Origin of the sequence: Methylophilus sp. QUAN (assembly GCF_015354445.1) — a bacterium.
In the GTDB taxonomy this organism is placed as follows: Bacteria; Pseudomonadota; Gammaproteobacteria; order Burkholderiales; family Methylophilaceae; genus Methylophilus.
This window is the reverse complement of the sequence record NZ_JADKYT010000002.1, coordinates 296359-308834: the sequence shown is the minus strand read 5'-3', so window position 1 is coordinate 308834 and position 12476 is coordinate 296359. Positions and strand designations below refer to the sequence as shown.

The 12476-nt window shown below is 51.6% G+C and carries 10 protein-coding genes; 5 read left to right on the top strand and 5 right to left on the bottom strand.

What is annotated here, in order from left to right; all coding sequences use genetic code 11:
* Positions 1-8: 8 nt before the first annotated feature.
* A complete protein-coding gene (locus INP79_RS10055; protein WP_194754153.1) occupies positions 9-1577 on the bottom strand; it encodes a hypothetical protein in 1569 nt (522 codons plus the stop codon).
* A 216-nt stretch (positions 1578-1793) separates the two neighbouring features.
* On the opposite strand from INP79_RS10055, the gene INP79_RS10050 reads away from it, so the two are divergent.
* Positions 1794-2267, top strand: a complete 474-nt coding sequence (locus tag INP79_RS10050; protein WP_194754152.1) for a hypothetical protein — start codon at positions 1794-1796, stop codon at positions 2265-2267.
* A 76-nt stretch (positions 2268-2343) separates the two neighbouring features.
* Positions 2344-4110, top strand: coding sequence for a dihydrolipoyl dehydrogenase (gene lpdA, locus INP79_RS10045; RefSeq protein WP_194754151.1), 1767 nt, complete (start codon positions 2344-2346; stop codon positions 4108-4110).
* A 90-nt stretch (positions 4111-4200) separates the two neighbouring features.
* Here lpdA and INP79_RS10040 read toward each other — a convergent pair whose 3' ends face one another.
* The 4 genes from INP79_RS10040 to INP79_RS10025 all read right to left on the bottom strand — a co-directional run bounded on the left by INP79_RS10040 (position 4201) and on the right by INP79_RS10025 (position 7461).
* Complete coding sequence (locus INP79_RS10040; RefSeq protein ID WP_194754150.1) at positions 4201-4704, bottom strand: PEP-CTERM sorting domain-containing protein; 504 nt, start codon at positions 4702-4704, stop codon at positions 4201-4203.
* Positions 4705-4830: 126 nt separating this feature from the next.
* Positions 4831-5682: an SPOR domain-containing protein gene (locus INP79_RS10035; protein WP_194754149.1), complete on the bottom strand. Its 852-nt coding sequence runs from the start codon at positions 5680-5682 to the stop codon at positions 4831-4833.
* A gap of 13 nt (positions 5683-5695) precedes the next feature.
* The gene (locus tag INP79_RS10030) at positions 5696-6475 is read right to left on the bottom strand and encodes a type III pantothenate kinase (protein ID WP_194754148.1); all 780 of its coding nucleotides are present in this window, start codon (positions 6473-6475) and stop codon (positions 5696-5698) included.
* A complete protein-coding gene (locus INP79_RS10025) occupies positions 6472-7461 on the bottom strand; it encodes a biotin--[acetyl-CoA-carboxylase] ligase (protein WP_194754147.1) in 990 nt (329 codons plus the stop codon). The genes INP79_RS10030 and INP79_RS10025 overlap by 4 nt, the downstream gene beginning before the upstream one ends.
* Before the next feature lie 167 nt (positions 7462-7628).
* Here INP79_RS10025 and INP79_RS10020 point away from each other — a divergent pair, with 167 nt between their 5' ends.
* The 3 genes from INP79_RS10020 (at position 7629) to INP79_RS10010 (ending at position 12476) form a co-directional block, all read left to right on the top strand.
* Complete coding sequence (locus INP79_RS10020) at positions 7629-9410, top strand: glutamine--tRNA ligase/YqeY domain fusion protein (RefSeq protein ID WP_194754146.1); 1782 nt, start codon at positions 7629-7631, stop codon at positions 9408-9410.
* An 8-nt stretch (positions 9411-9418) separates the two neighbouring features.
* On the top strand, positions 9419-9973 hold the full coding sequence (locus INP79_RS10015; RefSeq protein ID WP_194754145.1) for a flavin reductase family protein: 555 nt from the start codon (positions 9419-9421) through the stop codon (positions 9971-9973).
* 310 nt (positions 9974-10283) lie between these two features.
* Complete coding sequence (locus INP79_RS10010) at positions 10284-12476, top strand: HAD-IIB family hydrolase (RefSeq protein WP_194754144.1); 2193 nt, start codon at positions 10284-10286, stop codon at positions 12474-12476.

Below are 12476 nucleotides of genomic sequence, written 5' to 3'. Positions count from 1 at the left end.
TTAAATTTTTATTGGCTAAGTTGCAGGCTTCTGGCAGGCAGCAAAAACAGCGCCCAGCCACATGCGGCACACCACCACCAGGCAATCACATTGCCAGGCTCTGACATGGCCACCGCAATCGCCATCGTGGCCGCAAGCACCAGCATCACCGTTGTCAGCCAAATACCCACCGCAGGCAAGGCTGACTGGGCTCCGGCACGCAAAGGCGTGGTGATGATTGAAATAGCAACAGTCACCAATGGCAAAGCAACCAGGATCAGCGGAAAATCAAGATAACGCCCATTAATCGCCAGACCGGCACTGGTCAGCAAAAATGCCAGCGCCAATAAGCGCAGCAGTGATTGCTCTGCGCAAGGCTTGGTGCCTAAATCCAGCCATTGCCGTAACTGCATCAGCACTAATGTCCAACCCAGCAATACCAGGCCACCCAACATGGCATACTCACCACTATTGCGCGCAGCCAGCTGCACATAACCCACCTGCAAATAGGCGTGCAAGCCGACTACACCGCCAGTCAACGCCAGCAACAACATTTGGTTTACAGGGACGCGTTTATATTGTCCCCAGGCGACCGCGGCCACAGCAAGCAGCAACGCAAACAAATAAGGTTTAAAGCCATCGGCACGTTCTGCCACAGGGCCTTGCAAGTTAAATTTAGGCTGCAAATCGGTATCCAGCACGCCCCAATAACCACCAACCGTGCCTTCCAGCTCACGCTTCCATGGCTGATCAACCGCTTCAATCACGTTGTATTGCCAATGATTTACGTGCGCCGCTTGTAAAAACTCACGCATGTAACGTGCCTGGTTGATCGCACTCGGCTTGGACCAGAAGCGTTGGCGTCCTTGTGATGGCCAGCCGGTCTCACCAATCAGAATCGGCTTTTTAAATACTGTGCCCAAATGCCCCATGACAGATGCCGTATGCGCGACGGCCTGCTCAATCGCCACCGGCTTGTCTTCCCAATAAGGCAAAATATGCACAGTCACAAAGTCGACATCCTGCTCCAGCGTCGGATGCTTGAGCCAAAACTCCCAGACATCTGCATAAGTAATGGGCGCCTTGGTATTCGCTTTGGTCCATTGCAGATATTCATGCATTTTCGGCTCGGTTTGTTCACCGCGCAGCAACACTTCATTACCGACCACCAGGCCACGCACGGTATCGGGGTATTGGTTAGCCTGTTGCACTGCCAATTGCAATTCAGACTGGTTGAGCGCATCCACCCAGCCGATCCAGACACCTAGAATGACCTTCATGCCCAATTTTTGCGCCGCTTTTGGCACATAATCCAGCCCCTGGCCAACCGAATAGGTGCGCACGCAGCGCGTGACTTTAGATAGCGCCTGTAAGTCTTGCTCAATCTGCAGCGGATCGACAAAACTATCTTTAATCGTCGGGTTCATGCCAGGTTTGTAATACGGCGCATAAGAAACGCATTGCAAGGGCAGCGCCTCTGCGGCCACTTCTACCAGCGCTTGCGGCTGTTGCAAGCGCCAGAGATAGAAAATCGACCCTATCAGGAACAGGGCTAGCCAGACAACTGGTGAAATTCGAGATAACAAACGCTGCAACATGATCCCCTGAAACGGAATTCCTTAAAAAATAGCTTGCATTCTCTCACAAATACCCCCGGGATGCGTCCTACAAACCCTGATAAAACCTCAGAAATATTCCAAAAGAGACTTGGTAAATTAGGCAATTCGACTTATGATGAAACGTATTCAAAAGTCAGGTTAAAAACCCTGGCTTTTAAACAATTTCACGCCAAAAATAACCATCTCAGAAGTCATATGAACGTTAAATCCTGCTTGACCACACTCGTGTTGCTCTCATCCTTTTCCGTGCCGGCATTTGCTGCGCCTGTTGCCAGCCTGGACTACAGCGGTGAATACCTCTGCAAAGGCAACAACGTCACCGTCGGTGACTATGAAGTGACCATTTATTTGAAAAAAAATCGACGCAACAGCACGTCTCAAGTGTCTGTATACGACCTGGCAACACACACGGAAAACAAGCAAAGCTACACAGGTCAAGCCATTACACGTGGCAAGCAACTGGCCATGACATTTAAACTGTCTGATGCCAAATATGCCGAGTTCTCCACTGGCATGGGCCAATTCACCAAGGTCGGCAAAAATGGCTGGACCTTCAAAAACGATTATTACGAACCAGATGACACAGGCGGCAACTACGGTCATGAAACCTGCACAATGAGACCAGTGCCAGCCACACACCCTGCGAGCAGCGCGACTAGCAGACATTAGTCTGTATAGACAGCCCCAAAGTGATCTTGTTCTTTTGGTGATAAAATAGCAAAACTAATCGGAATATAAGGTTTTCATGAGTCAAATGGTTGAAATATTGGTGCCGGATATCGGCAATTTTGACAGCGTCGATGTCATCGAAGTGCTGGTGGCCGTGGGTGACACCATCGCCAAAGAGGATTCTCTGATCACGGTAGAATCTGATAAAGCCTCGATGGACATCCCCTCCTCACATGCAGGTGTCGTTAAAGAGCTCAAGGTTTCAGTTGGTGACAAGGTCGCCAAAGGCAGCCTGATTTTAGTGGTAGAAAGTGCCCAGGCCGCGACGGCTGAGTCCAACCCTGCCGCTGCTGTTGAAGCCACTGCCCCGACAGCCCAAACAACCGCACCAACAGCCCCGGCGCCAGCAGCTGCAACAGGCAATAATGACGTAAGCTGTCAGGTCATGGTGCTAGGCTCAGGCCCTGGCGGCTATACCGCAGCCTTCCGTGCCGCAGATTTAGGCTTGAAAGTCGTGCTGGTTGAGCGTTATCCAACCCTGGGCGGTGTTTGCCTGAACGTGGGTTGCATCCCGTCCAAAGCGCTGTTGCATACAGCCAAAGTCATTACCGAAGCCGAAGAAACCGAGCATCACGGCCTCAGTTTCGGAAAACCGAATATCGACCTCGACAAACTGCGCAGCTGGAAAGCCAACGACGTGGTCGGCAAGCTGACCGGTGGCTTGGCACAAATGGCCAAAGCGCGTGGCGTCACTGTCGTGAGTGGGGTCGGCAAGTTCACTAGCCCTAACCAGATTGCCGTGACTGCGGCTGACGGTAAAGTCACCCTGGTTGGCTTTGAAAACGCGATTATCGCAGCCGGTTCACAAGCGACTAAATTCCCTGGCGCGCCAGAAGACGAGCGCATTATGGACTCGACAGGCGCACTCGCATTGGCTGATATTCCGAAACGTATGCTGGTCATTGGTGGCGGCATTATCGGCCTGGAAATGGGTACGGTATATGATGCGCTGGGCACCAAAGTCAGCGTCGTCGAATTTATGGATGGCCTGATTCCAGGGGCAGACCGCGACCTGATCCGCCCCTTGCAAAAGCGTATGGAAAAACGCTTTGAAAGCATCTTGGTTTCAACCAAAGTATCCAAGCTGGAAGCCAAGGCTGATGGCATTTACGTCGATTTTGAAGGTGCTAACGCGCCGAAAGAAACACAGAAATACGACCGCGTCTTGGTGTCCATTGGCCGCCGTCCGAACGGTAAAAACATAGGTGCAGAGAATGCAGGTGTGATTGTGGATGACCGTGGCTTTATTGCAGTCGACAAACAAATGCGTACCAATGTGCCGAATATTTTTGCCATCGGTGACATTGTCGGCCAACCCATGCTGGCACACAAAGCAACCCATGAAGCCAAAGTAGCTGCTGAAGTTATTGCTGGTCATAAAGTTGAGTTTGTCGCCAACGTGATTCCTTCTGTTGCTTACACCGATCCTGAAATCGCCTGGGTGGGCTTAACCGAAACAGAAGCCAAGGCCAAAGGCATAGAGATCGAGAAAGCCAGCTTCCCGTGGGCAGCCAGCGGCCGCGCATTATCGATTGCCCGCACCGAAGGTGCCACCAAGCTGATTTTTGATAAAGACACGCATCGTGTCATTGGCGCTGGCATTGTCGGCATCAACGCCGGTGAATTGCTGGCTGAAGCTGTGCTGGCGATTGAAATGGGCGCAGACGCGCATGACCTGGGCCTGACCATTCACGCCCACCCTACGCTGTCTGAAACTGTTTGCTTTGCCGCAGAGCTTAAAGAAGGCACCATTACCGATATGTTGCCGCCGAAAAAGCGTTAAGTTTGAGATTGCGCAGTACAACAAAAAGCCCGCTAAATGCGGGCTTTTTGTTAAGTCTAATAACAACCAAGGTTAGTTATTCTACTCAAATTACTTTTGACGACGACGGCCGCGTGCGACAACTAACGTTGCCAAGCCCATAGACATTAAAGCAATGCTTTCTGGCTCAGGTACGGCCCCAACTCGCCACACATAGTTAGTTGCATTGAAGCCATCAGTGACATAAGCTGAATAAGCAGAGAAGAAACAGTCCGTACCAGCGCTTTCACAACCGTTATAACCCAGACCTGTTGAATCTAGTTTGTAATTCTGGGCAAACTCTTTACCCGCATGATCACCCCAACCATCGTACCAGGCAGTAAAGGTAATGGTGCTGGCATCTAAAGAAGCATTGGTAGAAATCACATAGTCTGAAGCAGTACCACCAAACAGCAACGCTGCGGCATCCAAACCTGAGTAAACCTCTGGATTAGTTGTCCAATGTGGCGCTGAACCGCCGCCATTTGTATCAAATGATCCTACATAGGTATAAGTAACAGCCCCTGCATGGGTCGAAACCAACATTGCTGCAGCAACTAATAAGTTTTTTAACATACCCCACTCCCTTTAAATTATATTGATATAAAATTAACATAACATAAATTATGTTGTGGGACTTTAACAGCCCGACAAGTAAAGATCAATAGCCCGTTAGGAGCTCTGCAAAAGTGGGGGAATGCATCACTGACAGGAGATTTCTTTGAGCACCGTATCCGGGAAATGTGAGCGGGATTTTTGCAAGCTGGCGAATTGTTGTGGTGACACTTGCTGTAGTTTGATGACCGCCTGCCCGCCATTGCGTGTCGCCTTGATCAGTAACTTCACGCCTTTGTTTTTCAAGTCGGCCATGAGCTTATCTGCCAGTTTTTCGTCACGGAATACGCCAAACGAAATCGCGTTACGCCACTTGGGATCATCCTGCACAATAAAAAAGTCTTCAACGCCCAGTTTGCGCAATTCATCTGCCTTGGTCTGCGCGGCTTCGGCCGTCGCCAGGGGCGGTTTATAAATCCAGTAGCGCACACTCTCCTGGCCGGTGCTGGTCATATTGGTTTGCGTTTTTATGTTAATTTGCTGCGCCAAACTGGCGGCTTCAGTCACCCGCGCCATATTAAAACCACTCCACTCGTAACACGCGGTCTGGACTGCTGCATGTGTTTCGGCTGGCTTAGCTGCAGGTGCTTTCTCCGCAGCTGTTTTTTCAGTAGGCTTAGGTTCAACCGGCTTTACGTCACTGGTCTTGTTTTCAGGGGCCTTATTTTCCGGAGCTACAACTTCTGTTTTAGACACATTAGGTGTCATGGCAGATGAGTTGCTAGCCGCCTCAGGCGCTGAAACAGGCTCGGGCGTAAGTGCGACGACTGCCACAGTGCGCTTAGGATAAGACGCCAGCGCCTGCGCATTGAGTAATTTTATTTGTTCGGGATGTAGCTCAGGTTTAAGGCTGCTAACTGCGGACAACGATGCGTCATGCTTGAAATAAGCAAACACGGCCACGTTGGCTAACAGCAATACCCAGAATAGTCTTTTCATTGTTGTGCGCTTTTCATTCGTCTGTATTCTCAGCCAGGCAGGCCAACCCCTTTAAAACCAGATTATCCACAATAATCGCCTGCGCTGACAATGTGTCCGGCAAATATCTATGCAATAACTGTGCATCACCGCCAGTGAGTATCAATAACGGCGTTGCGTCGACCATTGCCAACATTCGCTCAAACTGCGCCGCCACTGAAGCGGCAAGTGCCTGCACACAGCCCAGCCACATAGCCTGCTGGCTGTCTTGCGCAAAACCTGGTAGCGCAGCCTGCTCAAGTGGGTATGCATAGTCCAGTTGCGCCGCACCTTGTTGCAAACTCTGCCACATCAAATGCAAACCCGGTTGTATGGTGCCACCAGCAAACCTGGCCCCAGCCTTGCTCACCATGAGGGCATCTATGGTCAACGCCGTGCCGGCAGTGACTACCAGCGCTGACTGACCAAATTGCCGCCAAGCAGCAAGCACACTGCACCAGCGGTCACTCCCCAGCTGCGATGGTTGCTTATAGCTATTTTTCACCTCTAACGCAGTCGCTGCGGATTGCACCAGTTGTAATTTATCGTCAAGGTCAGGCAATGCCTGCATCCAGCCACTACCAGCCACATTGCTTAACCAAACCTGCTCTGCCTGCGCGATCGCCTGCAATAATCGCGCTGCCTCAGCATCACCGTGTAGCCACTGTTGATAATCTAAAGCATGCACCTGCCACGCTGTAGATGCATGCAATGAATCCTGCGGCCACCATGCCCATTTGATGCGTGTGTTGCCTGCATCAATCAATAATTTCATGCAGCACTCCGCACGCTGATTTCACCTGCATTAAACCGCTGCTGGCCAGCCGCAGTCTCGACCAGCAAACTACCCTCTTCGGCCACACCCAGCACCTGGCCAGGAACCGTCTGGCCATTGGCCAGCAACAAATTGACCGGCTGATGGTGAAACGCATGCACGGCTGTCCACTCGTGTTGAAAATAGGCAAAGCCTTGTTCGGCAAACTGATTTAAGTGAATGGCAAGCTGGCTGAGGCAGCGGCCGAGTAAGACATTCGGGTCCAAGGCCTGTGCAGACAAGGCATTCAGGCCTAATACCGGCTGATCAATATTTTGCCGCATCTCAGATGCGATCTCGAGGTTCAGCCCAATACCAATCACGGCAGCACTCGGCCCTTCCATATCGCCTTGCAGCTCGATCAAAATCCCGCCCAACTTGTGCCATTGTCCTTGATGCTGTACCAGCAAATCATTTGGCCACTTTAACTGTATCTCCGCCAGGCCCAGGGAGTGCAAGGCACGCACCAGCGCCAGGCCAACTACCAGGCTGAGGCCAGACAAACCTGCAGCTCCACACTGAAAGCGCCACAACAGCGAAAAAGTCAGGCTACCCCCCAACTGTGACAACCAGCTCCGGCCACGGCGCCCGCGTCCCGCAGTCTGGATATGAGCAGCGACGCAAGTGCCATGCGCAATTCCCCGCGCACTTTCCTGCATGAGGTAGCGGTTGGTCGAATCCACCTGCGCCAGCACTTGCACATGAAACCAAGAGGCATATTCACCGCAAGCCTGCACAATGGCATCCACATCCAGCAAAGTCACAGCCTTGGGCAGTCGATAACCACGTCCGCGCACGGAGAATACGGTAATCCCCAACGCTTCTACAGATTGAATGGCGTTATAAACCGTCGCCCGCGTCACGCCAAAGCGTTGCGCCAGCGCTTCACCAGAGTGAAACTTGCCATCGGCCAGCACGGCCAATATCGGGAATGCCAGTTTGTTCATCGAATGACTGTTTTAAGTGCATCAAGGGCTTTAATCATAGCCCGCAGTGTAGCATACCCGCTTGGCGCCACTGGTCAATCAAGGCTTGAAATACTGCGCATTAAGCGTTTTGGGGCGCAGCATGAAGCGTGTAAAATAGACATACTTTAGAAACCTCAAGAACCGCCATGTCGACAGAAAAAGAACCGATTCCAGCCGCCTCCAACTTTATCCGTGCCGTGATTGATAAAGACCTCGCAGAAAACAAATATGCGAGCAAAAAATGGGCGGGCTCGCCCGGTGATGCAAAACATCAGGCCAGCGGCCAGGTAGATTTTGCCAAAATCCGCACACGTTTTCCGCCCGAGCCTAACGGTTACCTGCATATTGGTCACGCCAAATCGATCTTTTTAAACTTTGGCCTGGCGCGTGATTACAACGGCGTCTGCCACTTGCGTTTTGACGATACCAATCCTGAGAAGGAAAGCCAGGAGTATGTAGACAGCATCTCTGACATGGTGCAATGGCTGGGCTTTGGCTGGGATAACAGCACGCCTAGCGGCGCTAAAGAAAACAACCTGTACTTCGCTTCTGACTATTTCGATGTCATGTACCAGGCAGCAGAAGCACTGATCCAGCATGGCCATGCGTATGTTGACGAGCAAACAGCCGATGAAGTGCGTATCAACCGCGGCACATTGACCGAGCCTGGCAAGGACTCGCCTTTCCGCAACCGCAGTGTTGAAGACAACCTGCGTATTTTCCGTGAAATGCGGGATGGCAAGCACGCTGATGGCAGCATGTTGTTGCGCGCCAAAATTGACATGGCGTCACCTAATATCAATATGCGCGACCCGGCCATTTACCGCATCCGCCGTGCGCATCACCACAATACTGGTGACCAATGGTGCATTTACCCGATGTACACCTTCGCCCACCCGATTGAAGATGCGCTGGAGCAAATTACACACTCCATCTGTACGCTGGAGTTTGAAGACCAGCGCCCGTTCTACGACTGGCTGATGGCAAGACTGGTTGAAGCTGGCTTGCTGGCAAACCCGGTACCTTATCAATATGAGTTTGCGCGCCTGAACTTAACTTATGTCGTGCTCTCCAAACGTAAACTGATTCAATTAGTGGAAGAAAAACATGTGAGTGGCTGGGATGACCCTCGCCTGCCAACGTTAGCGGGCGCGCGCCGCCGTGGCTATACACCAGAAGGGTTCAAGCTGTTTACGGATCGCATCGGTGTTTCCAAGGCTGACTCCTGGATTGATTACAGCATCCTTGAAGACTGCATGCGCGAAGTGCTCAACGAATCCGCACCACGCAAAATCGGCGTGCTCGACCCGATCAAACTGGTCATTGATAACTACCCGGAAGGTCAAGACGAGGATTGCTACGCACCTAACCATCCGCAAAAACCGGACTTAGGTAAGCGCGTGGTTAAACTGTCGAAAGAGTTGTGGATTGAGCGTGAAGACTTTATGGAAGAACCCAGCAAAGGTTACTTCCGCCTGTTCCCTGGCAATATGGTGCGCCTGCGCTACGGCTATGTCGTCAAATGCCTTGGCTGTGAAAAAGACGCCGCTGGCAACGTCACCACCGTGCATTGCGAATACCTGCCAGACACCAAATCCGGCACACCAGGCTCAGACAGCGTCAAGGTCAAAGGCAATATTCACTGGGTGAGCGCTGCACATGCTTACACCGCCGAAATCCGCCTGTATGACCGCCTGTTTAAAGACGCCCACCCAGGTAGCGGCGACAGAGACTTCTTGGATGATATCAACCCAAACTCAGTCACAACGATTACTGCACAATTGGAACAAGGTGCGCAAGACGCGCAAGCAGGCGACATTTACCAGTTTGAGCGCCATGGCTATTTTGTAGCAGACCGTAAAGATAGCGTGGCTGGCAAACCGGTATTTAACAGAACGGTGACATTGAAAGATAACTGGCAGAAATAAGCATTGTGATGCAATCAGTAGACCTCGCAAAAGCCTTTCGACTGCTCAATCACGGCCCGACCACCCTGATTACCTCTGCCCATGCTGACCAGCGCAATATCATGGCGGCGGCCTGGGTGTGTGCCCTGGACTTTAACCCGGCAAAAGTCACGGTAGTGATTGATCGTAATACCTATACGCGTGAGTTGATGGAGGCAGAAGGTACGTTTGCCATTAACCTGCCCTGTGTGCAACAGATTGAGATGGTGAAACAAGTAGGTGCGATCAGTGGCCGCGATTTGCCTGGCACAGACAAGTTTGCTGAATACGGCATAGCAACATTTGCTGCACACAAAATCAGTGCACCATTAGTAGAAGGCTGTGAGGGATGGCTGGAATGCAAAATCATCCCGGAGCCACACAACCAGAACACTTACGATTTATTTATTGCCGAAGTCGTGGCAGCGCATGCCGACGAACGTGTGTTTTCGGATGGCCGCTGGCACTTTGATGGCCACGATGAATTGCGCACGGTGCACCATATTGCCGGTGGTGTTTTCTTTGCCACCGGACAATCCTGTTGATTGCAGCCCGGTAACACAATCAAGCCCTGTGGACCTCACAGGGCTTTTTTATTGCCTGCTTGTTAATGAAAAATTTGAAACTTTCCCTTTTGCATTGATGTCAATTTAATAACCTGTAGTTAAAACAGGGGTATTTACAGGCCCGATATCCCGCATATTTCCGTCACGGAACACGCTGATGCGAACAGCATCTTTCAATCATATGGGAACTAAAATGTTTTCCATGCATGCCATTTCATGAATTGTGGTTGCAATACAGGCCTGCGTTTTTACGATTGCTCAACCACGCTCATGACTGAGTGGAGGAGCCATGCGTTTAAATACATCCGAACCATCAGATCAGTTATATGTGTTATTGATTAGCGTACACGGCCTGATTCGTGGCGAACAGCTTGAATTAGGTGTGGATGCCGATACCGGCGGCCAGTGCACCTATGTGCTGGACTTAGCCAAAGCACTGGCTGAACATCCAGCAGTGGGCAAGGTAGATTTAATGACGCGCCTGATTGAAGATCCAGACGTGGCTGCCAACTATGCGCAGGCGGAAGAAAAACTCAGCCACAACGCACGCATTATCCGATTTCCGTGTGGCCCCAAACGCTATATGCGCAAGGAAACCTTGTGGCCGCACCTGGACCAGATGGTGGATCGCTGCCTGCATTATTTACGCCAGCAAGGTCGCTTGCCGGACGTGATTCACTCGCATTATGCTGATGCCGGATACGTCGGCCGTCAGCTCTCAATGTTGCTAGGTATTCCGCTTATCCACACCGGGCATTCTCTGGGTAAACCCAAGCAGGAAAAACTGCTCTCCAGTGGCCGCAAAGCCACCAATATTGAAAAGCAGTTTAACTTTTCGCGACGCATTGCCGAAGAGGAAGCGCTAATCCAGCATGCTTCCATGATCGTGACCAGCACACGGCAGGAAGTGGAACTGCAATATGGCATGTATGCGCAACCAGATGCTAAAAAATTCAGGATCATTCCGCCAGGCACCGATACCTCACGCTTTTCACCGCCAGGTCGGCGGCCGATTGCAGATAGTGTAGAACAAAGCATCGCGCGCTTTTTAGAAAACCCTAAAAAGCCGATGATTCTATGTATCTGCCGACCGGAAATGCGTAAAAACATCCAAGGCCTGGTGGCCGCTTATGGCAATCACCCTGCCCTGCAAAAGCGTGCCAACCTGGTGCTGGTCGCAGGTAGCCGGGAGAATATCCGTGACCTTGAAAAGTCACAGGCAGCAGTGCTCAATGAATTACTGCTGGATATTGATACCTATGACCTGTGGGGCAAAGTGGCGATCCCCAAAAGCCATGCACAAGAAGAAGTGCCTGAGCTTTACCGACTGGCGGCCAAAAGCCGCGGTGTGTTTATCAATGCTGCTTTTACTGAGCCATTTGGGCTGACGCTGCTGGAAGCCGCCGCCTGTGGCTTGCCAGTGATTGCGCCAGATGATGGTGGCCCGCGTGACATCCTGGCTAATTGCCATCACGGCTTGCTGGTAGATACGCTCAATAGCGATGCCATCGCCGAAGCGCTATTGTCTGCACTCTCCGACAGGCCACGCTGGCGCAAATGGGCCAAGAGCGGGGTATTAAACGTCAAGCGCCACTATACCTGGGCGGGTCACGTCAACAAATACGTCAAGGAGGTCCGCTCTCTATTGCGCAAGCAACGTAAAAACCTACGCAAACAGCAGGTCGCGTTGCATAGTGGCAAATCAGTGATCCCCCTCGCGCAGCATGCATTTATCACCGATATCGATAATACCTTGCTCGGCCAGCGTGACGGGCAGGAAGCGTTGGTGCAATGGCTGATCGACAATGTCGGCTACACCATTTTTGGCATTGCTACCGGCCGCCCGCTGGAGAGTGCGATCGATATATTGCGCAAAAACCGCATTCCGATTCCTGATGTGCTGATCACTTCGGTCGGCTCAGAAATCCACTATGGCGTACGCCGTATTCCGGATATTGGCTGGGCCAACCATATCCGCCACTTATGGCGGCGCGACGATGTGGTCAAGGCCATGCAAGAGATTGCGGGGATACGTCTGCAGACGGCTGACAACCAGCGGGAATTCAAAATCTCTTACCTGGTGGACCCACAAACCATGCCCGCAGTAGAAAAAATCAGCCAACATTTACATGCCCACGGTTTGCATGCACAGATCATCTACTCGCACGGTGAGTTTCTTGACCTGCTACCCATACGCGCCTCCAAGGGACACGCCATCCGCTACCTGTCCTATAAATGGGGGTTACCATTGGCCAGTTTCCTGGTCTCTGGCGATTCTGGCAACGACATTGAAATGCTGGTGGGCGATACCATGGCAGTAGTGGTTGGCAATTACAGTGAAGACCTCACCCACCTCAAAGGAGTACCACGTATTTACTTTGCCCAGGCGCAATATGCACATGGCATTTTAGAAGGCATGCAACACTATAAATTCGGTGTGAACCGCAGCAAAAATCAAGAAGCCATCTCTGAGGAAGCTTAA